The organism is Brevibacillus sp. FIR094 (assembly GCF_050477165.1).
Lineage (GTDB): Bacteria > Bacillota > Bacilli > Brevibacillales > Brevibacillaceae > Brevibacillus.
The window spans coordinates 78911-103867 of record NZ_JBEAES010000016.1; the positions used below are offsets into that span (position 1 = coordinate 78911).

A 24957-nucleotide genomic window follows, 5' to 3' on the forward strand; every position below is an offset into this window, starting at 1 on the left:
CCTAAAAAACAGATCCAACATTTTATGGATCTGTTTTTGTGGTTGAAAGCTATCTTCGTATCATCTTTCGAATATACATGGGCAAATACGCTGCCAGTATCATTGGGATAAACAGCTTTACTTGGAATATCATGATTAAAATCAATAATACGGCTAGTGGCTTTTGGAGTACTGCACTTGTGAGGGAAGTAGTGACGATAGCGACCGATGTTACTGGATCGATTGGAAATAGCATTGACATTGCGTATCCGATGCTTACCCCTGCAAAAATAACAGGAAAGATATGCCCTCCACGCCAACCAGTGGCTAAACAGATCTCTGTTAAGAACAATTTAACAATACCGATTGCCACTAACAAATAAATGGACATATCGCTCCACTCTGCAACTAAATCTGTCAACTGATGCTCCCCCGAAAATAAAGTAATCGGAAGAATAGTTCCGATTACTCCGAGTACTACCCCACCGATAACAGCTTTTATTAGCTTATACTTTTCAAGTGGTTGGAGTATCGTAGGGAGAACATATCCAAAAATCTCATATAGCTTTCCGAGCAAGATTCCTAAAAGGATCAATGGAATAATAGCTATGATTTCATGTCCGCCTAATGTTGCTGGACCAAAATCCGCTAACGAAAATTGTCTGTTATCGATTTTGGATAAAAGGATAAATACAAAAAAACCTGCAACAGTTGTCAATGAATAAACCAGTGTTTTTATCAGCTTAATACGTCTGGAATCTTCTCTATCTTCAAAGAATGTAGACGCTCCATATAGAGGTGTCCTAAAGATCATGCCAATGGTAGCCTCTATACTATACTCAATCATAATATCTCCATGTTCATTAAAGACTGTTTTTTTCTTGACGAAGGATTTAATGACATCTCCTGCCCATGTGGCAAGCCCTCCCACAATGCCAACCAAAGCCGCCTCGGGCCCCAGACTAGCCCCAAAAGAAAGGACACAAATTGCCGTTAGAGCGCTCTTATATCCTGAACGGTAATCAATCCTTTTTGTTTCCTTGAATTCTGCAACAACATCATCCATTTTACGTGGGTAATTACCAAAGTACTTTTGACATAAACCTACCAAAACACCTCCAACGATACATACGAGTAAGGTCCAATTTTCAACAGCCATCACATTCGGCAAATCAACCCATAAGAAGTGAGTCGTTAATGAAACAATCGCTAAAAAACTCCATGTTAGAAGCCCTGTAACGCCTCCTACTACAAGGCTATACAGAATCAAATTACGATATCCTACCAAGTTCATTTTTTCTATTGCCCCATTTCGAACTGAATTCTGCTCTTGACGCTTTTTTGGCGCATGTGTAGGGTCGATCCTGATTATTATTCCTTACTATTTTGATGTCATGCGAATCCACAGGACGGGCATTTTCCACCTTTGTACTAAGGTGTAAAAAGGGCCGTCCCACTATAGTGGAACAGCCCTATTCAACCCTTTGCTTCTTCTATAACGAGGTCCAAGTGCCTTCCAGCCACTGCTCAAAATCAGCACCTTTTTCGCCCTCATATGTATCATAGATATCGCTTCTCATTTTTTGCAGTTTCTCTTTGAACTCTTCAAACGTATGATCTTTTGGCAAGCTTTTCTTAATTCTTACCAAGGCTTTCGTTGCTCCCTTGATCAAGTCGCCTTTTTTCTGAGCAGGTAATCGAACACCTTCCCCAAAGGCTTTCAGTTTATGAAAAGCAGTCTCTTGCACTTTGTACACCGTATCATTTTCCACGATGCGCTTCAGTAATTGAATCGTTTGCTCATGCTTCCACTGCCCTAATTCTTCAACAGCCTCTAAGCGCTCTCTCCAATTCGATGTTCGATTAGCAGCTTTCTTTAAGTCCTCAAAGTTTAGGGGAAACTCGTTTTTGATTTCAGTATTATTCAATCGAATCTATCTCCTTCTGACTATCATCCTTCTATTATGACACTACGTCACGCGAATAACACCACCTGATCACATATAATTTCCTCGAAACTAGGTCTGTTCCCGTCATCCTATGAATAAAATGAACGGAATTTCGCCAGTTCACCTGTCTTCTATCCATCGAGAGGAAAATGGAGGGGCTTTTATGCAAAATGGGAAATGGATGTCGGCAGAGCAAGAGGATGCTCCTCGTTGTGCTGGGAGTATTTTTACTTCATCAACGATAAGCAGGTGGCAACAACTTTCCCAGACGGCGGAATAGATGCACTTACTTGCAGTAAAGATACATGTTTGACGTAACGGAAAATCGTATACGTTCAAAGTTAAATCAGCAAACGAACTGAAGATCAACGGTGGAAAGTTTATCAAGTATACACCCTCCACTGGGCTGAAGCTTCAGGGCAAGTACGAGTCTTTCAGCTATTCCTCCAACGTTCTTGGTACTGGATATGCAAGCTCGATCACCTATGTATTCAATAAAGACGGTACCTTTGTGGACAGCAGCTTCGTAGGCGTCACCACAGATGGTTCCAGTACAGGAGATAATTCGGGCGCTTCTACTCGCGTCGGATCAGAGTCCAAAACATCCGGAACCTATCAGATCGTAAACTATACTCTCTCTAACCTATAAGGATGGCAACACGAAAAAGCTTCTATTTTTCCTGCCTGAACAGCCAAATCCCAAAATGCTGCGCATTGGCGGTCGAGACTTTTTGCTTGCGGATGGTAGAGCCGCGAAACCTCAGCCTCCTGAACCGCCTTATGCAGATTTTCTCACCACCAAAAAGATGGCCAAGGAACAAGTACTCTTTTCCTTCAAGCCAAACAAAAGCGATCAGTACGACAACATCAAAATTACACTGCAAGGCTATCAATGGGCCAAGCTGACGATTGATTTGCCCGATTCCAAAGCCACTGTAAAAGCAGCAAACGGATTGACCCCCACAGTCAGGGATGAGTTAAAAACAGGTGAAAGTGTGGAGACTGTGGTTCGGTCCGTTGCTCAACCTCAAAGGCCAAGACGTGCTTCAAGAGGAATGGTTCGATTTCAACCTATGGAAAAAGTTATAGAAAAAAGCTTCTCGCCTCTCATGATGAAGGAGGCAAGAAGCTTTTCATTTTCAATCAGGCACGAACATCTCCATGATACGTCTTGCAGCTTCTTTGTATCCGCCAGCGTTACGCAAGGAGTCTCCTACCTGCATCGCACGCTCTTTATAGATAGATTGGTTCAACACTTGCAACAAAGCATCCTTCAAAGCTGTCGGTGTAAGCTGCCCTCTATCTAACATAATCCCCGCTCCCAGCTCCTCCACCCGCTTCGCCACAATCGGTTGATCGGAGCTTAATGGAATCATGACGAGTGGCACATGAAAATAGAGAGCCTCACTCGTACTGTTCATGCCAGCATGGGTAATAAAAGCATCGGCTTGCTGGAGTACTTCCAGTTGAGGAACGTAAGGCTCAATGATGAAGTTGGGTGGAATATGGTCTCCAAGCGACTCGAGCTCTGTATCTTTTCCGCAAGACAGTACGAATTGAGCCGGGATATCTTGAAAGGCTGCAAAGCACAGTTTGTACAATTCCACATCTTTGGTCAAAATACTGCCCATGGAAATGAATACGACCTTATCGTGTGGAGAGCGAAGCTTTTCAAACGGAAAAGAAGGAGCATCCGGACGCGAAGCAATCGAAGGTCCTGTAAAAATGTAGCTATCGTCCAGCTTGTCAGCATCTGGCTGGAATTCACGGCTGGTAAAGACAATCTTCATGTGCCCATACTGGCGGGTAATATCTTCAATGGCAGGTACAGCTACGTTGCATACACGAGCAATGCTCTGTGCTGTCTGCGTCACTCGTTCATAAAGTGCATCCACATCTACATCACTTGCATCAAACACTTCAACAATATGACTGAGCGGTTCAGCAAATGCCAGGTTGGTTACGGAGCAGATCGTCGGGATTCCTAACTTCTCCCCTAAAATCGCCCCTCCCCAACCGAACAAGGAGTCAAAAATCAGGTAATCAAATGAATCGTTTTCTATCTGCCGGAGAATCTCTGGAATGTGGGGTTCAATAATACCTCGCAGCATAAAATCGGTGAAATGAAGCGGGTGATTAAATTCTGTTGGGTTAAAACCTAAATCACGAGATACTTGTTCATCCAATTGATAAGCGCGAAATTGCGCTCCAGTCTGGGCAAGCCTATCCCGATATTCTTCTGAACACATATAGACGACTTCTTCTCCGTTGTCGACTAGCTGCTTCACTAATCCCAATGTAGGATTCACGTGACCATCTGCTGGAATCGTAACATACAATACGCGTGCCACTACCTCCACCTCCAAAAGAATATCTAATTAGAAAATGTTTCCATTTCATTATAGGCCAGATGGTTGGTGAAAATGGCTAAATTCCAAATATTTCATAATTTGTTCGATATTTTATATGAAGATGTTTAGTATTGTGGATAAACCCTTATATTCCAATGGTTTCGGAAACACAAAAATCCCTCCAGCCATCATTTCCATGTGAAGGGATTTCCATCCGTTTTATTAAATTTGGAAACCCCCGAAGGCCCGATGTCTACAAGGAGTTTAACTTCTGTACTTTTTTGAGATATTTAAAATATTCCTCTCGAAGCGGATGCTTTTTACTCAACCACGGTTTACTATCTTCCCCCGTGTAGTGAATAATGGCCGGGTCTATTCGCAGGTTGCTTTTATAAAGATGCTTGGACTGATAATTCCACTTCGTATCGAGTTGAAGCCAATTATCATGAAGAATCGCATTCATCGGATCTTGACTAGGATAACGAATAAGACTTTGGTTCTTTTTCATGTAATCCATAATCTTTTTTGTAATGTTATGCTCTCTCCATTTTTTCAAATTCATGACTAATACTCCCGCATTAAAGTAATCACAGTCATCCGGGATAGACAGGTCGACATGTCTTAATTTGTTTAGCCCTTGCCAAGAATCCATCACCGCTGCAAGGAAATGTCGATCGACTTTTGTGTTCCATAATGGAGTGATGTCCTTTTTAATAACGATATCACTGTCCAAATAAATCACTTTTTCAACTTCTTTGTCCAGCAGGTCTGGAATAGAAATTCGATGATAGGTTTCCTGCGTAAGATGATCACGGACGAGGAATCCATCATATAGGGTCGGATCAATAGTTACATAGTTGATTTGAGCATGGAATCGTTTAACAGTTTTCGTTAAGATGGATTTATTTTCCCCTGAGACTTGACTGTCAATAACGTGAACGATGACTGGGTTTTTAGAAACCTTATTTTCAAAAAGGGAATATAACATGACTGCGAGATGGATAGCAAAACCATCATTAACGGCTGTTACAATATGAATCGTGCCCACTATTCTCCCACCCCATATCCTTATTAAGCTATATATACACACTATTCATGGACAGCGTTGGTTTGTGTGATGAAAATACCTAATTATTTCTAGGTGGGAGCACAATTCACAGCTGTAACCCTCCGCTGATGCGGCTTTTTTCTGTGATCGATCAGAAAACCGTTATACGACTAGAGCATGTTCTATCCATCCCCATAAAATATATAAGCTGTGAGAACGACTCGAATTCGGCAATGACCTTATCTCATAAGTAACGGTATGAGGGTAATTTGTCCAAGCTCCAAACAGGGAACAAGAAAGTACCTATTTAAAAGGGTGATGAAATATGATCTCCTTTGTGGTTGGGAGAGGTATGGGCCATCTCGGTAGATGCATTAGCATAACGGAAAAATTGCAGCAACACCATCTTCCCATTCACGTGTTTGCCTTTCGGGAAACACATGGCTATTTATCGAAAAACCTGCACAATGACGTCCAGTTAAACGCCTTTAAATCTAAAAAATTCGAGGATGGTAAACAAACCACACTATTAATAAATGATTGGCGCTCCGATGTGCCTCGATTTCGCAGTGAGGGGAAAGTCGGTGGAAACACAAAGCTCGTGACCCTCTATCACAGTGACTTTATCATCGGTAAAAATGATTCTGCTCCCATGCAGGAATATAAAAATCGCATTGTAGAAATCGCCAATCAATCCGATATCTTTCTGCACATGAATCTTATACCGCCTAAGCAGATCCATCCGCAAATGAACTGCATCTATATCCCTATTCCTTTAATCACCAGGGAAATCAGCCAGTCACCGGAAGAAGTAAGACGCATGTTAGGCCTTCAGCGGAACGAGTCGTTTATTCTGGTTCACATGGGTGGCGGACTCGCTAACCGTTATGAACAGATCGTGAAGTGGTATGATCAAATAAACTCACTTGCCGGTCGTTATCGATTTGTTATAGCTGGGCAATTGGCAGATGAAGATTACCCATTCGATGAAAGAATCATCAAAGCCCCTCTCATCCCGAATGGCAAAAATCTTGTACAGGCGGCCAGTCTGGTCATTAGCAAACCGGGCATGGGCATTTTAGGAGATTGCATCTCTACAGGAACGCCATTGCTTTTCCTTCCGCCAGATGATGCGGAACGCGAGCAAAAAATAGATATGCTGCGAGAAATAGTCAATAGTGATCAGGTATCGATCCAGGAACCGGAAGAGATTGTACCAAAGATCGAGTATGCTTTAGCAAATAAAGAGGTCATTCAAAAAAGATTTCGTCTCATCCCTACCAACGGTGCTGAGGTCGCAAGCAAAATTATCGAAATGGCATACCGGATCCCGCTCTCGAAATTGACAAAAAGACGGGAAGATCTCTTGCGCTTGACTCCCTATCGCTCATTTGGAAATAAGGACTGATGACTTTGAAGCAAACAAGGAGGACTGTCTTAGGTAGAAGATCATTTTCTACTTAAGACAGTCCTCTTACTTTCGTTCATTTCCACGCTAAATTTGCTGAGATGGGAATCGCTCTACTCTCCTTCTAAGGTGCAGGGGCAGCGGTGCTGAATAATCACTTTGGTAGAGTTCTTAGTTTGGTAGCCGCTCTTTCGCGTTGTTCTGCGAGGGGGCGGCTTTTTCTAATAGAGCTTCAATGAATCTCTGTAATCATTTGCGTATACTCAATTCTAGCTCTCTGCCCATTGCTTAAAAAACTCAAGTATTTCATTCAAGTTTTTTTCGGACCACCAAATGCCTCAAAACATCCGTCTTTCAATCTGCAATGTATCCAATCATTCTCGGTTCTTTCTACAACATAATTCTGAAAGGGTCTCTTGTTCTCCAGGGGAGTATCTTGTAGATTAACCTTTATTGACCACCCCGGATTATCAATTGTACAGATCGTTATTCCGTAACCATGCTCCCAGTCTTCATCACAATTGGATGAGTAATAATTTTCTAACCATTTTATTAACTCCATTCCTAAATCCGTCCTTTATAGGATTATTTTGGTAAACTAAAAATAAATTACTAAAGGTCGTGATTTCTTGAACAGTGGATTTTTAAAACAATGGTGCCTCGAACATGATGTTGAAACCAGATCAATCAATGCATTTTGGTATTGTTTTAGGAACTACCAGTGTGAAGACACCGAAGAATTCAAATCAGTATTTGGTGAAGAGTTTAAAGAGGAAGATTTAACTGTCGCACTAAAGGAAGTAGCTCTGTTAATAGATAGATGGGACAATGACGCAACATATACGGCTATATCTTACGGATTTGATTACGTTGTCTCCTATGTCCCAATTGTCTTTAAAGAGAAGAAGCTTGGCTGGTATAGACTATTATTTAACCTTGAGGGAGAGATTTTTGATGATTTCTTCATCATTGATTAATTTACACAAAAACATCATCGACCCGGCCCTACACTGATTACCAATATATTTGTTAATGCTGAAGCATTTTCGCTTCGTTACCGTATTCTTCTATGAGGTGATTCCATTGCCATTATTCGCTACTATTTGGTTTCTATCAGTTGCTACATGTATTTATATGGCTCTCATAGAGGATATCCCTGGTCATGCAGAAAAGTGGATTGCATTGTTTGCAATCGCAACTTCAAAAATGATGTGGTCTGATCTTAAAAGATGGTTGGCATTAAGAAAAAGTGGTAAAACAGACTCTTCGAAAGGACCTGTCTAACATAATCAAGTCGTCCCTTCGGAATTTATAAAGATCGTTCTTAGTTTGTTAGCCGCTCTTCGCGCTGATCTGCGAGGAGTGATTTGAAGCGTAACAAATCCGTTTCATCTACAATATAATATGCCTAGAACAATCTAAAGAGGTGAGCCGATGGCAGTCGTAAAAGCCAGGAGCAGTGATATTGACATGTTGGCAAGGTTGCTTCGAGCCGAAGCTGTGGGTGAAGGCGAAATGGGTATGCTCCTTGTTGGAAATGTTGGCATTAACCGAATCAGAGCGAATTGCTCCGATTTTAAAGGAATACGGACCATTCCCCAAATGATCAACCAGCCGCATGCGTTTGAAGCTCTGCAACATGGTATGTACTACCAAAGATCTAGAGATAGAGAACGCCGTCTGGCACGACGGGCTGTGAATGGGGAGCGGCATTGGCCGGGCAAGTTCTCCCTCTGGTATTTTCGTCCGGGAACTGCGCAAAATCCCCTGCCTTGTCCGCCAACCTGGTATAATCAGCCGCACGTAGGACGATACAAACTTCATTGTTTTTATGAGCCGACCGCGCAAGAATGTGAAAATGTATATAATACTTTTTAATATTATGGGCGAAAACAGCCCAGCCATTACACTGCCCCAAGCGAAAAAAGGGGCAGTTTTTTTATAAGCTCGCGCAGGAATGTGATCATGCATGATTCGTGTGTAATACGCTGGTCACATTCATAGGTGTCGTCTGCCCAATCATTGTTTTTCGATTGAACATACACTGTTGAGAATTCATTGTAAAAGGAGTGATTAGTATATGGCATTTAGACCACCTTTAGGGCCACCTCCGGGTCAGCCGCCAGGAGCACAGCAACTACCACAGCCGTTAACTCCTCCCCCATCGTTCATCCCTCCACAACCCGCTCCCTTTAGAATTGATCCAGGAGCTATTGAAGGTTGTATGTTTCGTTTTACGTATCTTTGGCTGGTAAATGGAGAGCAATTCTGGTTTTTCCCCGTTTTTATAGGTTCTAGATCGGTTGCTGGGTTTAGATGGACGGGGAGGTCTTGGAGACAAACTGGCTTTGATTTACGGTTAATTATTGCATTTACATGCTAAGTCACGGCTCCCTTCTCTTTTACAACGATCCGCTCAACAGGATACGTATACTTTGAAATGGGCAACACAGACTAGGAATTTATTCAACCTGTCGCGCGATTTCATGGGCTGCACGATCTTTGTCTTTAACGTGCAGCCTATTTAAGCTGCGTACAGTAATTGTTGAATACGATTCTTCAAATCTTTATCTCCATAACTAGTTTGTTAATAAAAATAGTAAGAGATGACTTTTTATGGCCAATGACAACAGTCATTCAGGAAATAACAACAATCGTGGTGGTACAAGCATGCAACGCTGTCACATGTGTGGAGTAGACGGTATGAACAAACTGTAAGACATGCCCCACTATATACTTTTTCTGGATAAACCTAAAGATTATTTCCGAAACTGCCGATATAGTTAGTATTCCGGAAAATATTTACTGTGAGCATATATAATTGACGTCATGCTCACATCTCAAAGGAGGATATCTTATGAAGAAACGAAATCATACTAGCATTTTCAAATTAATCGCTAGTCTATCTGTTATTTTCGCTACTGCAAATTATCCAGTTGTCTCTTTTGCCGAAACAGCTGATTCTAGTTCAGTCAGTGAAACAAGCAACGCCGATGACATTAATACCGGTATTGCAGACTTAGACTATGATAATACCGAAGTTTTAGCAGTAAGTGGTGATGAGATTGATAGTTTTGTTCCAAAAGAAGGAATCAATCCAAAAGGTAAGTTTATCGTCATAGAACGTAAGAAAAAGTCACTTGCAACTTCTCCAGTCGATATTTCCATTATTGATTCTATGACTAATCGCACTTACCCAGGAGCATTACAACTTGCCAATCAAGCTTTTACAGAAAATAAACCTAGTGTATTACTGGTACCAAGAAAACCTTTGACTATTAGTATTGATTTACCAGGTTTGAAAAAGGAAAATTCAATTACTGTGGATAATCCAACATACGGTAATGTGTCTGGAGCAGTAGATGAGCTTGTTTCTAAATGGAGCGATGAGTATTCATCAACACATACTTTACCTGCGCGATTGCAGTATGCAGAATCAATGGTTTATAGCAAATCTCAAATCGGAAGTGCGCTGAATGTTAACGCGAAATATCTTGATTCTTCATTAGGAATTGACTTTAATGCGATTTCTAGTGGAGAGAAAAAAGTGATGGTGGCGGCATATAAACAAATTTTTTATACGGTAAGTGCGGAACTGCCTAACGATCCATCCGATCTTTTTGATGACAGTGTTACTTTTAAAGATTTAAAACGTAAAGGGGTAAGTGATCAATCCCCACCTGTTATGGTATCCAATGTAGCTTATGGTAGAACCATTTATGTAAAATTAGAAACAACCTCTAAGAGCAAAGACGTAAAAGCAGCATTTAAAGCCTTGCTTCAGAATAAAGGCAGTGTAGAAACGAATGCCGAGTACAAGGATATTTATGAAGACAGTTCCTTTACTGCTGTAGTATTAGGCGGAGATTCACAAGAGCATAACAAGGTTGTTACAAAAGACTTTAGTGAAATCCGTAATATCATTAAAGATAATGCGGAATTTAGCCTAAAGAACCCAGCATATCCAATTTCATATACAAGTGTTTTCTTAAAAGATAATTCAATTGCTGCCGTTCATAACAATACAGATTATATTGAGACTACAGCTACAGAATATTCGAAAGGTAAAATATCGCTTGGTCATTATGGCTGGTATGTCGCTCAATTTGATGTATCCTGGGATGAAGTTTCCTACGATGAAAACGGTGAAGAAGTACTCACACATAAAAAGTGGGAAGGAAGCAACCAAGACAGAACAGCTCCTTTCAATACAGTCATTCCTCTGCCACCTAATGCAAAAAATATAAGGATTTTTGCGAAAGAATGTACCGGCCTTGCTTGGGAATGGTGGAGAACCGTTATTGATGAACATAATGTTCCATTATCTAGTGAGATTAAAGTTGAAATTGGTGGAACGACATTAAACCCAACAGGTGGCATTACATTTAATTAGTTGTAAAAATAAACGGCTGAAACCCTTTTTATTAAGGACTTCAGCCGTTTTTCTTTTTCTTATTCCGATGCAGGGGAAAAGGGCAATATGCGCTACTGCCCTTTTCCCCCTCTTTTTGGTTATATGAAATCGCTTCGATACTTTGAGTTATAAAAAAACAGAGAGGGTTTCCCCTCTCTGTTCCCTTGTCCACAAAATATTTCATTATTTCGAAACGAACAGGGAGGGTAACAGTTGCATCATTTCATTCACATGCGGTGATTCTCCAAACATGAGATGCTTGTTCCAATCTTCCGTGCCAAGTTGCCTATCACCCATTTTGATAAAACACAAACCTCTCCGATAGTAAATATCTTGTTCGTCTGCATCAGAAAACGCTAAGGCCTCTGTATAATCGGAAATGGATAATTGCCACTCCTCCTGTGCTTCATAGACCCATGCACGGTTGTAAAGGACGGTTGCATTTTTCTCTAGTGCAATAGCTTCAGTTAGATCAGTTATGGCCCTGTCATACTCCCCCATCTCATAGTACAGGACAGCCCTATTTGTCCAAGCGGCCATCATTTCCCTATCCTTGTTTAGGGCAGCGGTAAACGTTTTTAGTGCTTGATCATTATTGCCATCCGACATTTCAATTAACCCTAGTGTACACAGGAGCCGCGCATGATCAGGCTCTATTTCTAAACCGAATTCAGCATCTTTTCGGGCCATTTCGAATTTCTCCACTTGATACAATAATGTAGCTCTGTTAAGTAATCCATCAAGATTTTCGGGGTCTATATCAAGCAAGTAGTCATAGTCCGCCATTGCTTTCTCCACATCTCCAAGACGATTGAAGGCAGTAGCTCGATTGAAATAAACCTCTGGAAACGGAGGACTAAGCTTTATCGCTTGGTTATAATCTTCAATGGCTTCATCCAGTCGCCCCATTCGGCTATAAAGGTTTCCACGATCAAAGTAATATTCTGGATAATTGGAATCAATCTGTATCACTTGGCTAAATGTTTCAGCTGCTTCTTCAAACCTTTTTAAAGCTACGTAAATCAGCCCTTTATTATGAAGCAACACCGAGCGATGCAACATATGTTCATCAGGAGCAAGATCCTGATTTAACCTTTGCCATCCTTCCGTAACCAATCGAAGCGCTTCTTCAGGATTATCCATATGTAACTCTACTAAAGCCAATCCATTTTGGTTAAATACTTGTTGAAATGCACGTTCTTTTTCATCTTCAATCAATTCTGCAAAATCAATGGCTTTTTGTATCCATTCTTTCGCCTTCTCGTGTTCTCGTTCTCGGTGATGCCTCGTATAGTACATCGAAAATCCATATGAAATTTGCATATGAACTCTAAAATCATCAGTGTTTGCGTACACTTCTCCTAAAAGCGTCGGTATATCATCAGTTTCACCCAATGCAGCCAGAGACGTAGCCATTTTCATTGTAAAATACCGGCTATTATCAAATTCGCTGCTCCAATTCGTCAGTTTCCGGCCACGTAGGCTCATATCGATAGTCGCATCGTAAAAACCCATGTTAATGCTATAACTAACTGCTTTAAACAACGCTTCGCTTGCTGATTTCTCAGAAGTACCTCGCTCCAGATGAAACGGAATGGCGCCTAAGTGCAGTGACCACTGCTCTTCTTTTATAAGAGATTCTGCCCGCTCTTCGTGAAGGCTCTGACGAATTTCAATAGGAGTTGCTTCATAGGCGATCAATTCCTGCTCACAATCTGATGTGCAGTCAGAAATTATGTATCGTTTCGTTAGCTCAAGTCGCTGTTCGTCAGATAGACTTACTATCCCCATATCTTGTTCGATGTCAGAAAGAATAGTAGTAGGCTCCGTATACGTTTGTAACGCCTTTTTCAGAGCTTCATTTTCCGCTATTTCACTTGAACTTACGATCACCTGAATCAGGTCAGACTTCGCACGACGCAGAAGTGTACTTATAAATTCTGCATCAAGTTGATCACAGGCCTGCACATTTTCAAAAACCAGGGTCAATTTTCCCATTCGTTCCCGATTCGCTAATGCCAATAAAAGATCGATCAAACCATTCGACATGCGAAGTGTACGCAATTTCGAATAATAACGTGTTCTCTCTTTCGGAATAGCAAGAGAGGTAAGTGTTTCTACACTAACAGGAATGACTGCTTTCAGTTCTGGAGCTATGGATAAGATCTCGATGCCGTGTGATAAAATCAGGTCTGGCCATTTCGAATAAGCTTCTGGAATAATCTGGCGCAGGAGGTCACCAGTACCTGTATAGGGTCCTCTAAGATTGCAATGACAATTGCTGACATAACATGCGGAGTATTGCTCTTCGAAGTACTTCTTTTCTCGGTCGCTGCGTCGAGATCCAATCAGCCATTGGTGTGTAATCGATTGTTTCATTTCGACTCATCCCCTCTGTTCCATTGATAAATTCCGAATTTCCCTTTTGTTTCTACGCTCCTTTAGGTATAGATAAAATACAATTCCATACTGGACTCCCGTTATAGTCAAGAAAACAACGGAATCCCAGAATTTCATATCTTCTCCTGTAAATATGGAGAGAAAAATATTCGTTAAAAGTTGAATAGCGACCGGAATCATATAGAGCATCATTCCTGTCATCATCATCCAGCCAGTTGCGTAAAAAAAGCTGTACCATCTCGCTACCTGATGATCCCGTTCCGTATACTTGGACATATCGACCATCTTGTTCTTTTTTCCAATTAGTCCATACCATATATTTTTCAAATAGGAACGTGTAGCCTCCTGAAGATTTACACATCCCAACATCGTAATCATTAAATAATAGATATCTGTTTGAAGATGAAAATAAAATTGCCAGAGGAAACGCAGCAGTGTTGTAAATGCTAGTCCCATACAATATGCAGCTATGATTGTCTTCTCACCTGTATTTATCCAAATTGCACCAGCAACGATCACCAATAAGGAATACCACAAAATATCACCGAACATTCCAACTAAAAATGGAAGAATACGCTTTCGTTTTGGGAATCCCCAAATACCTGGCATGGAAGAAGTGAAGACCAAAAAGTACATTCTTCTGCCTATACTTAGTTCTGACGGGATACCCAGTCTTCGTCCGGCAAGCATGTGCATCCATTCATGAAACAAGATCCCTGGAATCTGACCGATCGTCATGCCAAGAAAAATCACCATAGCGTATTCGGAAAATAAGATGCTTTGTCGACCCGGACGAATCTGTGGATATTGGTATAACAACCACAAGGCACAGGTTATGATGGCACCATAAATCAGCCAACCAAGTGGAGAGAAAGCTAGCTTACCCAACCATTGCCCCGATACTTTCTGCGCTTTCGTTTCCTTTTCCTCAACATCACAAATAAATGTCAGGTCACGTAATGTCTGCAAAAAATCATCCATGTCCACTTCATCCTGATAGGTATCTTGATACCAGGAACGCGCTTCGGCAACCCCCATGCCCTCTTGCAGTTTTCGTACAAGTGCTGCTCCATCCTCAGGAAAAACAGCAAACGTATCCGTCCCAAACCGCCCAATCAGGACTCCTTGCTTATCCTCCAGAAATGTTAACGGGTGTAATTGGATCATGCGATTTTCGTTCATGACTTTCCTCCCGGATGTTGTCATGCTATCTTCATAATTGAAAAAGAGGGGCAAATGCCCCACTTTTTCAATGTTACTGACATATCTTTATGCCTGCTCGCAAGTGCAGTCGTACATTGTGTTAGCTACTGAAGTCAATTTTACAGGCTCGGTTTTTTGCACAGTAATTTTTTTCATAATAATGCCTCCGATAAATTGTTATTTATACCATATTCGCGAATGTATGGTATATACTGGTAATGATAGACTGGAATTTTCTGACTGTCAATAATTTTTTGATTTTTTTGAATATATTGTGATTTTATCCTTTTTTTATTAGGCAGTACCTAAAAAATCCCCTAAGAGAAAACTCCTAAGTATGATACGAAAACGCGATGAAATGGCGTTTAAATTACATTTCTTGAGTTTATTTCATGAGGGTGAAAAGCATGAATGATGAGTTATTAATAGAGGAGTGTAGAAAAGTTTTAAGAAGGATCGCTTGGCGGTTGCAGTATCAAGCAAAGAAGATTTCCACCCGAGAGCTTCCGATCATAGAAAATATCTGTGGGCAGAATCAGATGTCTTCTGTAGATTCTAAGTTACACTTAGAAGAAATAGTTGCACAGCATTTAGGCATTATCTCAACAAGGCGTAAACAAATACAAACGGAAATATTTAGGGATACTTCGAAAAAAACTAGAGTCTAACCCGCAAGCAGTTAAGTCATAGGCCCTCCCAAATGGAGGGTTTTTTAAAGGCAGATTCTTTTTTTACTAGTGATACTGCAAAGGCTGTAAAGGCTGTAAATGATTTAGAACTTCCTACAGGTTGTCAATTTACACAATCTTAGTTTGATGCACTTGTTTCGTTAGCTTTTAATGCAGGTCCTGGGGTGCTAACAACCGATGATGTAAAAGCTATGCTTGCCCATGGGCTTATATATTCTTTTGTTGGCCCACTTACACCAGCTGAAAGTGATACTTGTTCAAAATTAGTCAGCAAAGCATTTTCATATGATACAAAATTAAAACCAAGAAGAAATGAAGAAGCAACTTGATTTTGTAAAGGCATGCCATATACTCACAAATATCCAGTATATACACTATAGTTTAATCGTTTTACGACATAAACAAGAAAGGTCAGCCTAAAGGTTGACCTTTCTTGTTTAAAAAATGATATTCACAGGCATTTTCAGAATCGCTTATAGGATATCCTTACCTTCCTGGATATTTTCTATTCTATTAGCACAGAACTTATTAATTCATTTAATCAGTAATTTTTTTAAGCTCAAAAATAGTTGCCTCTGATAACAAGATAAGCCTATCGTTATTAACAACAAAAAAACCTACACTTACAGGTATACTCATTTTTGTAGAAGGGTCACTTATATCTATTACTTTTACTACATCATTTTCATTTAAGTCTGGGATATGTATTTTATATAATCTATAAAAAGAGAGAGAGTTATAGCATGTCGCTGTAATCTCATATAATGGATTTTTTAGTTCATATTGATATTTCTCATAGTTTTTAAGTCCTTTTGATGAAAAAAAGTCTTTTTTGATTATAATTTCATCTCCAATAAATTTTTGCCCTGTTGGATATTCAGAAGCATCATTATATGAATTTGCAAATCCTAAAAGCTTCTCAACTTTCCAAGTTCCATAGAAATATTTTTCAGTTTCACTATCCAAATTTATACGTTCTACAGTACAATATTCGGATGTGTTTTTTGGAATAATAGACTCATCCGTTTCAGGTTTAGGCTCACTAGAAGTATCTGGATTTGATGTCATTTCAACATTTCCACAAGCCGATGCTAGCATCAACATGATCATGATACAAACCAATAATATTTTTTTCATATTTCACACTCTTTTTTATTTTTTTGCGGTGATAGTAGGATTCAATATGCCAAATCACTGCCGTACGCACTTCATTCTAAACATCCTTTGATAATCGTTTGAGCACTATCGGCTCACTACGTTTATTATATTCACCTGTTATGACGTTTTGTCATACCAAAAAGTTCGAGGGATTTTCCCCTAAATATTTTCGGGTTCTCAAACTCCGTCTCTGCTATTCCTTCGCATTCATTCGCTACTGCTTACGCAAGCACACAAAAAAAGCCCTCTCATTAGCGAAGGCTATGTATTTCAACCAGATTTTTTAGCATTTTTAATATTTGTTACGAGGCGAGCGTAGGGGAATTAGGTTATATTTTTCAAGCAATTTTTGTCGCAAAAAGGACTATAGAAAATTTCTCACCGAGCAAACGAGGGTTATATCCGATTAAGAAAAACAAATCATTTCATTCGTCACCCACCCCATATAAATAAAAAACCTCAGAATTATTTCTGAGGTCTAGTCACTAAATCATTATTTTTCATCAGTATAGAGGTAAGAAGCGTTTTCTAGCCTTCTTTTTAAGTTATCATCCTCATCTATTTTGCTATGGAGTAATCCTTCAGGTATATTTATTGTCACAATGTACTAAGCCGTAATTCATAAAAATACTGCACAATTGGATGCTTTACCTTCATCTTATCGGCCATGTTTAAAATTCGCTTTTTTCCAACCCTTCTGTCCACCAAAGCTAGAATGTTCAACAAGATATCATTACTCTCTATGCTTTCCTCTATAGAACTAGATAAAAACGTATTAGCCACAACGGTAAAATTTGATTTACTTAATGAGGTCTGCGCTGACAAAAGCTCCTTTGCATATTCCGATATCTTTCTATTTCTTGCAATTACTTTTAGACGGTCCTCCGGAACGATCCCCTTCGTATCTTTTCTGACCGCTTCAATTTCTTCATCGCTGATAGGAATTTGGATATCTGAATCATTCTTAATTTCCTGCTCCGTCTGATACCATCTGATCGAGCTTGTTATATCACTCATATTAAGTACGTTCTTTTTATCTACGGCAATATAACATATTCCTGATTTATCAGGTAAATAACGGTAACCAGTTGCACTGTATTCAAACCTTCCATCTAACGCAGGACAGAGAAAGCTCTCCAGTTGTTTCTTCAATTTGCTCCAGGACATGTATCCTCCTATGTTCTCAAGGCCTTCTACCAGTATTTGCGGCAGTTAGGCCTATGGCTTTGTTAAATGCCTTTTTCTCATTGATACAGTATACTCCATTAAAAGCAAATAACATCCTTTAATAGTTTTGGAGACGGCAGAGGATTGGTGGTTGAATTACCGAAAATAACCGTAAAAAAGGACTGTCATTCAACTGGCAGTCCTTAATTTTCACTGGAGGATGTGATCGCGTGAGTAATCCTTTTGAAACCCTCATTAGTAAGATCAAGGGGAGTAGGACATCTATAGAAGGAAACGTGCACATTACAAACGAAGAACATAAATTTGTGCTTTACCCATCGAACGAATCTATCACGGACATAAAGGCGAAACTAAAATCGTTTGAGCTGCCAGAGGATTACATCAGCTTTTTAAACTGCTACAGCAGTGCAGCCCTGTTTAAAGATGCAAATTACAACGCTGGGGGCTACGATGTATTAAGTACCAAACTCGTCAATGAATACTGGAAAGGATATAGTATCGACCATCCGTACTATCCTATCGTTTGGAGCAGCCACTCAGTAGGCTGTGTATGCGTTGATCAGGACAGACTCCACAGCGGGCGCGGATACCTCACATGGATTCAAACGATTGACCCCGACAACTCGATAGACATAGACCTGACGTTTACTGAGTGGTTAGTTCAACTCATCGAACACGAGGGCAAGGAATTCTGGATTCCGTTCCAGGAGGAGGAAGAATAAGAAAAAAGGACGCCTTTTATAGTGCGTCTTCAGGATGAATTGGACGATTAATGCATGACTGCCAAAAAGCTGGGACTAAGCTCTCAGCTTTTTTTCTGTAAGTTGGGGGTAATCCCAGAGCCACTTTTGGCTCTTGTACGGAAATATTTAAAATTTCTTAATAGCAATAGTTTATACTTTCTCTCCTATGCACAGCCATATTATTTGTCCCTTCTGTCTCTTTTGCAAAGGAATCTCAGGCTCAATTCGCCGCAAAGTATCCCGTTGACGCAAACGCCAAAAACGTAGAAACCATAGTAGATACTACGTGGAAAAATAGCCCCGACATTCTAGAAGATTCAGTAATAACATGGTTGTACCAACCAAGGTAGACTGCGGTTGTGATGAAGTTATTAAAGATTTACTTTGACAACACAATGCCCATAGTCTTGTTAATCTAGTATCAGAAGAACAGAGGGGGATTTTTTATTCAACGAAAACGCTATTCACTCGAATTCAAACAATACATGGATAAAACAAACAAGAAGAAACAGGGAGTTTTGATGATCGTCGGGGGAAGCTCTTGCAATTGTAGGAGCAGGGTACGGGCTACTGTCAGATGAACAAGTCCAATCGCTCCAAAAGGCTTTTGAGTTAATCTTAACTGCATTCTAAAAGTCGAAGCCCCCCTTCGGAATAACCCGAGGAGAGCTTTTTTACGTGATGCGTTCAATTTTAGAGTCGCCTCTTCCTTCGCTTCATGTAGTACAACGTTCATACTGAATTAAATTCGAGATTATTTTTCCAACTCGTATTCCCACGATCCATTATCATACTTGATTTTAAAAGACAAGGTTTCCCCATCTTTTCTGCTAAATGCGAAATAGCCTTCTTTTAATGCTTCATCCAAAACAATAGTCGGAATGGAATCGCCGGGTTTAGCGTGCGCTTGCATAATCTCGTCCTGTACGCTAATAAACGCACCAGCAACATCCTCTTCATATTTTTCTTCCATTGCTTCTATAAGCCTTGTACTTTTTGTAAACTCATTGAAGACCCATTTCTTACCGTTGTCATCGGTTATGGTTTTCATTACTCCCAGATCTTTAGCTTTCGCTTCAATTCCTACTGCTTCCAGTGCCTTTATGTGATTACCTTTTACATACGACTTAGTATCTTCACTCGCATATAGACTGCCACCTGCGAAAATTGCACCAGCTAAAACAAGACCCGAAATTGCTATACTGCGTTTTTTCATAACCTCAAATACCTCCTATAATCTTACCACCCTGGGTCAGTGCCATAGGAAACTATTATAGAATGGTTTGGAATGGCTTGAACCTCAGTTGCTTGAATAGTTTGAGGTGCAGCAACTAAGAACACCGTTATTAATATATACAAGAGAAGCTTGTTCATCACTTTCCCCTCCTAGCTATCTGGATATTATAAGCTCATTATACACTTTTTGGATTTTGTTTATTACGAAATAGTCCATCTCTTTATTGTTTTTTGTGTAATAATTTAAAATTTGATTTACACATTCATATCCTTTTTCATGAGCGCTAACTTTAGCGTACTCGAAGGTAGCTTTTAAATAACTATCTACTGCATCTCTAATTAGACCGAGACGCATTTTATAATCTCCTTTTAACCTAAAGTAATAGGCTAATTCTGCTTTTTTGAATGGAGTTCGTATATTTACATTGTTCATCTGACCTTCATACTTTAGAAGATTTTCTATGGAATGAGAATCATTTCTTTTTAGGTATATCTCAAATAATTCATTAACAATGTGAATGATATTATTGCCCGTAGCCTCTGAAAGACAAGCTTGTAGCTGAGTGATAGCTAAGTTAAGATTGCCCTTCTTCCCATTAATAGCCCCTTCCATTACTTTTACGGTTTCAGTTACGTGTGGGTATGAATATTGACTAAACAATTCAAGGTATTTTTCTGACAGTCCATAATCCCCCAAATAATAATACGAGTTGCATATTGCCAATGTTGAATCAGCTTTGATTCTGCTTTCCGTCCCATCTTCTTTTAAAACATGTTTACAAAGTTTGATGCAATCATCAAATAATCCGAGATTATAGGCATGTACTCCCAGTTTATAATGCAAAAGTATCCGTTCATCAGGAGATAAAAATTCCGCATAATGCAAGATTTGCTCCCCAGACTGATACGTTTGAGGTAATTTAGTAAAATCATCTCGTTCAATTAGATATTTCTTAAATAAAGCTTTTGCAATGTATATCGGCTCACCACATTGTCGTGCATAATTTGCGATGACCTTATAGAGAGCTAAGCGTATTTCGTTATTTATTACTATTACAGCAGTCGAATCAGAGAAGTTATACAGTCGCTCCAATGCCTTCTCAATCTTTTCATTAGGAGATTGAAGAAATTTCAATGAAACTCTTTCGACTAGTGAAGTATGATCACATTGAATGACTTCTTGAAGAATTTCAAATAACGTTTCACTCCTAGTCTCATCTTCAAGGTATCCTTCAATAATTTCTTCATACGGGTACGGAAATAGAGCGGCTATCGACTTCACTGTTTTAAATTCAGGGCGTTTTGTCTCTCCACTCTCAATCTTTTGTAGTACGCCCCTACTTACACCAGTTCTATCTTCTAACTCAGAAAAAGACAAGCCGTTATTTCTTCGGCTCTCAGACAACATGTCCCCAATCGTTTTCTTTTGCACTATATCCCCCCATAACACAAACTTCCATTTTTTTACAATTAAATCAAGTAGGATTATAGCAAGTTGATGTTATGTGAATCAACAAAAACAAACAGACATATTTCGACTGAAATTTACGGAAATTATCGAATAATGTCAAATGTATCAAGGTAAATTTTTCCATGGTTTTTTGATATAGGTGCTATAGTGAAAAAAGAGGGGGTGAGACTATGGGGGACAGATAACAATGGCTGAATGGCAAGAAGTAAGCAACGAAGACCTTACACAAATCATCAAGAATCTACAATATCAGCTTAAAGAAGTCTTCAAACAACAGGGCAAACTGACAGACTACGATGTGTTGAAGATAAGTCAAGAACTAGACGAGTACATCTTAGAGTGCCACCGAAGAAATCTTACTAATCAGAAAGGAGGTAAATTGTAAAAGTGAATGGACTTGTTTTAAACAAGAAAGGACGTTCCCCCTTTGCTTCCCGGCAACAGGAACGCCCTTAATAGGAGCCTCTTGAAACTCCTATATTTAACTCTATCACGAGATGTTTAGATTAGGAAGAAAGAGATTCTTACGAAATAGACCTAAAAAACATAGCTGAGCATTTGCTCGTTCTGGTAATTCAATCAAAAATGATGAAGAAAGAATGTGAGCAAGTGTAGTAAGGGAAAAATCTAGCGTCATCCCCCTTGGTAGATTCAAAGAAGAAAAACATGAAAAGAACGCACTAAATTAAATGTTAGGAGGATTATTAAGTGAAGAAATACTTACTATCTTTACTCGCTTTCGCTGTGCTCTTAATAAGTCCATCGGGTGCATATGCGGAAGATTCTACAGACAACATTGAAGAAAGAATAGAAAGAGGTGAATTAAAAGAACTTTCTTCAACCACATACGAAATTTTTTACGACTCTACAGGAGAAATCTTAAGTACAAAAGAAGTTAACGCAAAACATCTGGAGGCAATTGAAGAGCTCGAAGTAGAAATTGGCGAAGAGCTTGACAAGGATTTTGATTTATCATCAGAACAAGACCATGAGGAAATGCCTGTTGAAGAAAACACAGACAAAGAAATAACTGAGGAAAACCAGATACTAAACCGAGCAGATAGTGTCAGAATAGAAAGTGGTTTATTAATTGACGAATCAAATCGAGAAATAGTTTCGTTTGCTAAAATCGATAGAATTCGTGGTGCTGCACCGATTGCTATCAGCGGAAAAGTTACACTGCAAACTTCAACTAATCGTAATAAAAGGTATAGTGATGAAGATTCATTCAACTATACCTTTACTGGGGTAGAAATAAGAGTAAATAAAAGAAAAACAAGCGAACCAGTCAGTATTGTAGATACCAATTTTTGGCGAACCACTAACTCAACTGTATCGACATGGAGTAACGGATATTCCGATTCAGACTATGATGTAGGAAAAGAATTTTTGCTTAACAAAAAGGGTATCGAATATCCTAAGTATAGAGACTCGCATAGCAGAATAAAAATGTTTGAGCCTGATGAAGCCGATCTCTCTTGGGTTCCTAATAATCAAAGAGAGCCTAGAGAATCTGGCATGAGAGGCTTATATATTGATTGGTATGAGAATAAATATGGCACCCCGGATTTCAGTTGGGATGACGTAGATATTCATCACATTATTCCCCTTGCATATGGTGGGGATAACAGCTATGATAATTTAATTCCGTTACCAAAAGACTTCCACCGAAAAGATGTTACTCCTTGGTGGGCTAGTTATGGAAAGTATGTACCTTCTGGTGATGACTATTAAAGAATAGTAGGTGATTCTCCTTGAAGAACAATTTATCTGAATTGGTATTGGAAGGGTTAAAAAAAAGACTCGATAATAGTAATCGATTATTATTGCAAAATAGAAATGGAAAAGTTGATACAGCCCAGTTTACATTTAATCCTCCTGCTAATGTAGAAGAAATTGAGGAGTTTTTAAGGAGCACTCACTGGCACTTACCAACTGACTATAAGAATTTTCTCCTAATCCATAATGGAGCATGGCTGTTCAAGAGTGTAAGATATGGTGGAGGATATGAGTTACTGAGTCTAGATGAAATTAAAGACAATCATCTCGATTATATGCCTAAACATTGGTATCCTATCTCGATTAACAATGGTGATTACATCTTTATTGATTCTAACCGAGTCAAGGATGGTCAAAACAACTATTTAGTTTGTTTTAATCATGATGATGTTTCAGTCTCAGAAGGTTATTACTTAAATATGAATTTTGAAACTTGGTTGGAAAGATTAATCATTGCTCAAGGTACAGAATTTTGGACTTGGTAAGTAGAAATAAAGAAGGGGCTGTTTCAAAAGTCGATTTTTCCGACTTAGAGACACCCCATTTTTAATATCGAAACTCTTGATACATCAGCGTTTCAGAGGGACTTCTCAAGTTGTCTAGTTGTAAGGAAGATGTGGAAGCACTCATTCAAGCTTACTCTAAACAGATTGAATCTGCCCCCTACTTTCACATAGAGTACAATGCCAACGGGAAAGCAAATTTTATGGAAGTTACCTCGGATACAGAAAATTGTTATACGTGCTCATTTAAAGGGTTGGATGTTTTTAATATCAGGGTAGAAAAATTGAACTGTCATTCAATTGACAGTCCCTATTCTCATTGAAGGATGTGATCCTGTGAGTAATCCTTTTGAAGCCCTCATTAGTAAGATCAGGGGAAGTAAGACAAGTGTAGACGGGAACGTTCATATCCAAAACGAAAAATATCAATTTACATTCTACTTCTCGAACGAGTCTATCACAGACACAAAGGAGAAATTAAAATCGTTTGAGTTACCAGAGGATTACGTCAGTTTTTTAAGCCGCTACAAAAGTGCAACACTATTCAAGAGCGCCATGCATAACTCTGGGGGTTATGATGTGCTAAGTACCGAACTCGTCATTGGGTACTGGAAAGGCTACAGCATCGACCATCCTTACTATCCTATCGTTTGGAGCGATATCTCAAATAGCTGTATATGTGTGGATCAAGACAGAATACATAGTGGCAAAGGTTACCTCACATGGGTTGGATCGATACTACCAGACGATACTATCGACATAGACCTGACGTTCACAGGATTGCTGGAACAACTTATTGAGCATGACGGAATTGAGTTTTGGGATCGACCCATTGAGGAGGAAGAGTAAGAAAAAAGGGGGCCGTCTAAAAAGTCCCTAAAAAAGTAAAGAAGGTGGGGGGAAACCGTTTCGTTTTCCTCACCTTCTTTTTTGGTTTTGAAGAAAGTGGGTAGACGGATACCCGGCACTTTCAACAGGTTATGTACTAATGCCACAATTCCAAACTCAACATACACTTTGTCGAGCCCTCGAAGTGAAAATCGGCGGCCGTTTCGTAGTGAGTGCCGAATGGCCGTGTGAGTGTCAATCAAAATGTTTACCACCATGGGAAAATATTCTATGTAATGAACTACAGAAAAGAGGCGTCGCGTTTAGTAATGCACATGTTATGTTCAAAAGTGTTGCCTTATTTAAGTGACATAAAGAAGGAAAATATCGGTAGGAGGGTAGTAAAAGAATATGAGCGAATCTGTCTTTAATTTCATAGAGCTGCTTGAAATTGCTGGAGGCATATTCTTTTTCAGTTTGTTTAAGTATGGATTAAGTAAGCATAATGCTACTTGGAAATTTATTATTCTTGAATACTTTGCTATTGTTATGATCATTTGGATTATTAAATCGTTTGTGAATCTTATTTTTAGTTAGGGAACATGTCTGG

23 protein-coding genes are annotated in these 24957 nt (G+C 39.5%); 11 read left to right on the plus strand and 12 right to left on the minus strand.

From position 1 onward, the window contains the following. Positions 1-49: 49 nt before the first annotated feature. The 4 genes from ACQ5DJ_RS16185 to ACQ5DJ_RS16200 form a co-directional block, all read right to left on the minus strand. Positions 50-1273 carry a chloride channel protein gene (locus ACQ5DJ_RS16185; RefSeq protein WP_429843371.1) on the minus strand — a complete coding sequence of 408 codons (1224 nt, stop codon included), beginning with the start codon at positions 1271-1273 and terminating at the stop codon, positions 50-52. A 199-nt stretch (positions 1274-1472) separates the two neighbouring features. Next, entirely contained in the window at positions 1473-1907 is a 435-nt protein-coding gene (locus ACQ5DJ_RS16190; RefSeq protein WP_429843372.1) for a HEAT repeat domain-containing protein, read from the minus strand. Positions 1908-3067: 1160 nt separating this feature from the next. Further along, positions 3068-4279 carry a macrolide family glycosyltransferase gene (locus ACQ5DJ_RS16195; protein WP_429843373.1) on the minus strand — a complete coding sequence of 404 codons (1212 nt, stop codon included), beginning with the start codon at positions 4277-4279 and terminating at the stop codon, positions 3068-3070. A 253-nt stretch (positions 4280-4532) separates the two neighbouring features. Next, entirely contained in the window at positions 4533-5327 is a 795-nt protein-coding gene (locus tag ACQ5DJ_RS16200) for a glycosyltransferase family 8 protein (protein ID WP_429843374.1), read from the minus strand. A 325-nt stretch (positions 5328-5652) separates the two neighbouring features. On the opposite strand from ACQ5DJ_RS16200, the gene ACQ5DJ_RS16205 reads away from it, so the two are divergent. Beyond that, positions 5653-6735, plus strand: coding sequence for a hypothetical protein (locus ACQ5DJ_RS16205; protein WP_429843375.1), 1083 nt, complete (start codon positions 5653-5655; stop codon positions 6733-6735). A gap of 310 nt (positions 6736-7045) precedes the next feature. Here ACQ5DJ_RS16205 and ACQ5DJ_RS16210 read toward each other — a convergent pair whose 3' ends face one another. After that, positions 7046-7297 (minus strand): immunity 53 family protein, encoded by a 252-nt coding sequence (locus tag ACQ5DJ_RS16210; protein WP_429843376.1) that lies wholly within the window; start codon positions 7295-7297, stop codon positions 7046-7048. 67 nt (positions 7298-7364) lie between these two features. Between ACQ5DJ_RS16210 and ACQ5DJ_RS16215 the strand changes: the two genes are divergently transcribed. The 4 genes from ACQ5DJ_RS16215 (at position 7365) to ACQ5DJ_RS16230 (ending at position 11128) form a co-directional block, all read left to right on the plus strand. Continuing rightward, the gene (locus ACQ5DJ_RS16215) at positions 7365-7712 is read left to right on the plus strand and encodes a hypothetical protein (protein WP_429843377.1); all 348 of its coding nucleotides are present in this window, start codon (positions 7365-7367) and stop codon (positions 7710-7712) included. A gap of 457 nt (positions 7713-8169) precedes the next feature. After that, positions 8170-8613: a cell wall hydrolase gene (locus ACQ5DJ_RS16220; protein WP_429843378.1), complete on the plus strand. Its 444-nt coding sequence runs from the start codon at positions 8170-8172 to the stop codon at positions 8611-8613. Between the two features lie 202 nt (positions 8614-8815). After that, the gene (locus ACQ5DJ_RS16225; protein ID WP_429843379.1) at positions 8816-9118 is read left to right on the plus strand and encodes a transporter; all 303 of its coding nucleotides are present in this window, start codon (positions 8816-8818) and stop codon (positions 9116-9118) included. A 474-nt stretch (positions 9119-9592) separates the two neighbouring features. Continuing rightward, entirely contained in the window at positions 9593-11128 is a 1536-nt protein-coding gene (locus tag ACQ5DJ_RS16230) for a thiol-activated cytolysin family protein (RefSeq protein WP_429843381.1), read from the plus strand. A gap of 204 nt (positions 11129-11332) precedes the next feature. Here ACQ5DJ_RS16230 and ACQ5DJ_RS16235 read toward each other — a convergent pair whose 3' ends face one another. Both ACQ5DJ_RS16235 and ACQ5DJ_RS16240 read right to left on the minus strand, forming a co-directional pair. Beyond that, positions 11333-13528: a tetratricopeptide repeat protein gene (locus tag ACQ5DJ_RS16235; RefSeq protein ID WP_429843382.1), complete on the minus strand. Its 2196-nt coding sequence runs from the start codon at positions 13526-13528 to the stop codon at positions 11333-11335. A 6-nt stretch (positions 13529-13534) separates the two neighbouring features. After that, positions 13535-14731, minus strand: coding sequence for a hypothetical protein (locus ACQ5DJ_RS16240; RefSeq protein WP_429843383.1), 1197 nt, complete (start codon positions 14729-14731; stop codon positions 13535-13537). Positions 14732-15159: 428 nt separating this feature from the next. Here ACQ5DJ_RS16240 and ACQ5DJ_RS16245 point away from each other — a divergent pair, with 428 nt between their 5' ends. Further along, the gene (locus ACQ5DJ_RS16245) at positions 15160-15420 is read left to right on the plus strand and encodes a hypothetical protein (protein ID WP_429843384.1); all 261 of its coding nucleotides are present in this window, start codon (positions 15160-15162) and stop codon (positions 15418-15420) included. Positions 15421-15559: 139 nt separating this feature from the next. Here the strand turns inward: ACQ5DJ_RS16245 and ACQ5DJ_RS16250 are convergent, their stop codons facing one another. From ACQ5DJ_RS16250 to ACQ5DJ_RS16260, 3 genes are all read right to left on the minus strand, one after another. Beyond that, entirely contained in the window at positions 15560-15784 is a 225-nt protein-coding gene (locus ACQ5DJ_RS16250; RefSeq protein ID WP_429843385.1) for a hypothetical protein, read from the minus strand. A 194-nt stretch (positions 15785-15978) separates the two neighbouring features. Further along, on the minus strand, positions 15979-16578 hold the full coding sequence (locus tag ACQ5DJ_RS16255; protein WP_429843386.1) for a hypothetical protein: 600 nt from the start codon (positions 16576-16578) through the stop codon (positions 15979-15981). A gap of 618 nt (positions 16579-17196) precedes the next feature. Next, complete coding sequence (locus ACQ5DJ_RS16260) at positions 17197-17766, minus strand: SF0329 family protein (RefSeq protein WP_429843387.1); 570 nt, start codon at positions 17764-17766, stop codon at positions 17197-17199. A 296-nt stretch (positions 17767-18062) separates the two neighbouring features. On the opposite strand from ACQ5DJ_RS16260, the gene ACQ5DJ_RS16265 reads away from it, so the two are divergent. After that, complete coding sequence (locus ACQ5DJ_RS16265) at positions 18063-18509, plus strand: SMI1/KNR4 family protein (protein WP_429843388.1); 447 nt, start codon at positions 18063-18065, stop codon at positions 18507-18509. A 775-nt stretch (positions 18510-19284) separates the two neighbouring features. Here the strand turns inward: ACQ5DJ_RS16265 and ACQ5DJ_RS16270 are convergent. Beyond that, entirely contained in the window at positions 19285-19746 is a 462-nt protein-coding gene (locus ACQ5DJ_RS16270; protein WP_429843389.1) for a hypothetical protein, read from the minus strand. A 174-nt stretch (positions 19747-19920) separates the two neighbouring features. After that, complete coding sequence (locus ACQ5DJ_RS16275) at positions 19921-21198, minus strand: helix-turn-helix domain-containing protein (RefSeq protein WP_429843390.1); 1278 nt, start codon at positions 21196-21198, stop codon at positions 19921-19923. Positions 21199-21424: 226 nt separating this feature from the next. On the opposite strand from ACQ5DJ_RS16275, the gene ACQ5DJ_RS16280 reads away from it, so the two are divergent. The 4 genes from ACQ5DJ_RS16280 to ACQ5DJ_RS16295 all read left to right on the plus strand — a co-directional run bounded on the left by ACQ5DJ_RS16280 (position 21425) and on the right by ACQ5DJ_RS16295 (position 24368). Beyond that, on the plus strand, positions 21425-21622 hold the full coding sequence (locus ACQ5DJ_RS16280; protein WP_429843391.1) for a Spo0E family sporulation regulatory protein-aspartic acid phosphatase: 198 nt from the start codon (positions 21425-21427) through the stop codon (positions 21620-21622). 323 nt (positions 21623-21945) lie between these two features. Continuing rightward, a complete protein-coding gene (locus tag ACQ5DJ_RS16285; RefSeq protein ID WP_429843392.1) occupies positions 21946-22971 on the plus strand; it encodes an HNH endonuclease signature motif containing protein in 1026 nt (341 codons plus the stop codon). A 20-nt stretch (positions 22972-22991) separates the two neighbouring features. Next, on the plus strand, positions 22992-23501 hold the full coding sequence (locus ACQ5DJ_RS16290) for an SMI1/KNR4 family protein (RefSeq protein WP_429843393.1): 510 nt from the start codon (positions 22992-22994) through the stop codon (positions 23499-23501). A 354-nt stretch (positions 23502-23855) separates the two neighbouring features. Beyond that, the gene (locus ACQ5DJ_RS16295) at positions 23856-24368 is read left to right on the plus strand and encodes an SMI1/KNR4 family protein (protein ID WP_429843394.1); all 513 of its coding nucleotides are present in this window, start codon (positions 23856-23858) and stop codon (positions 24366-24368) included. The last annotated feature ends 589 nt before the right edge of the window (positions 24369-24957 follow it).

What these genes read in the sequence shown, in the direction of transcription:
- ACQ5DJ_RS16245 (WP_429843384.1), top strand. Translation starts at nt 15,160, where the DNA reads ATGAATGATGAGTTATTAATAGAGGAGTGTAGAAAAGTTTTAAGAAGG.
- ACQ5DJ_RS16205 (WP_429843375.1), top strand. Translation starts at nt 5,653, where the DNA reads ATGATCTCCTTTGTGGTTGGGAGAGGTATGGGCCATCTCGGTAGATGC.
- ACQ5DJ_RS16260 (WP_429843387.1), bottom strand. Translation starts at nt 17,766, where the DNA reads ATGTCCTGGAGCAAATTGAAGAAACAACTGGAGAGCTTTCTCTGTCCT.
- ACQ5DJ_RS16225 (WP_429843379.1), top strand. Translation starts at nt 8,816, where the DNA reads ATGGCATTTAGACCACCTTTAGGGCCACCTCCGGGTCAGCCGCCAGGA.
- ACQ5DJ_RS16280 (WP_429843391.1), top strand. Translation starts at nt 21,425, where the DNA reads ATGGCTGAATGGCAAGAAGTAAGCAACGAAGACCTTACACAAATCATC.
- ACQ5DJ_RS16185 (WP_429843371.1), bottom strand. Translation starts at nt 1,273, where the DNA reads ATGAACTTGGTAGGATATCGTAATTTGATTCTGTATAGCCTTGTAGTA.
- ACQ5DJ_RS16210 (WP_429843376.1), bottom strand. Translation starts at nt 7,297, where the DNA reads ATGGAGTTAATAAAATGGTTAGAAAATTATTACTCATCCAATTGTGAT.
- ACQ5DJ_RS16270 (WP_429843389.1), bottom strand. Translation starts at nt 19,746, where the DNA reads ATGAAAAAACGCAGTATAGCAATTTCGGGTCTTGTTTTAGCTGGTGCA.
- ACQ5DJ_RS16235 (WP_429843382.1), bottom strand. Translation starts at nt 13,528, where the DNA reads ATGAAACAATCGATTACACACCAATGGCTGATTGGATCTCGACGCAGC.
- ACQ5DJ_RS16255 (WP_429843386.1), bottom strand. Translation starts at nt 16,578, where the DNA reads ATGAAAAAAATATTATTGGTTTGTATCATGATCATGTTGATGCTAGCA.
- ACQ5DJ_RS16220 (WP_429843378.1), top strand. Translation starts at nt 8,170, where the DNA reads ATGGCAGTCGTAAAAGCCAGGAGCAGTGATATTGACATGTTGGCAAGG.
- ACQ5DJ_RS16230 (WP_429843381.1), top strand. Translation starts at nt 9,593, where the DNA reads ATGAAGAAACGAAATCATACTAGCATTTTCAAATTAATCGCTAGTCTA.
- ACQ5DJ_RS16250 (WP_429843385.1), bottom strand. Translation starts at nt 15,784, where the DNA reads ATGCCTTTACAAAATCAAGTTGCTTCTTCATTTCTTCTTGGTTTTAAT.
- ACQ5DJ_RS16240 (WP_429843383.1), bottom strand. Translation starts at nt 14,731, where the DNA reads ATGAACGAAAATCGCATGATCCAATTACACCCGTTAACATTTCTGGAG.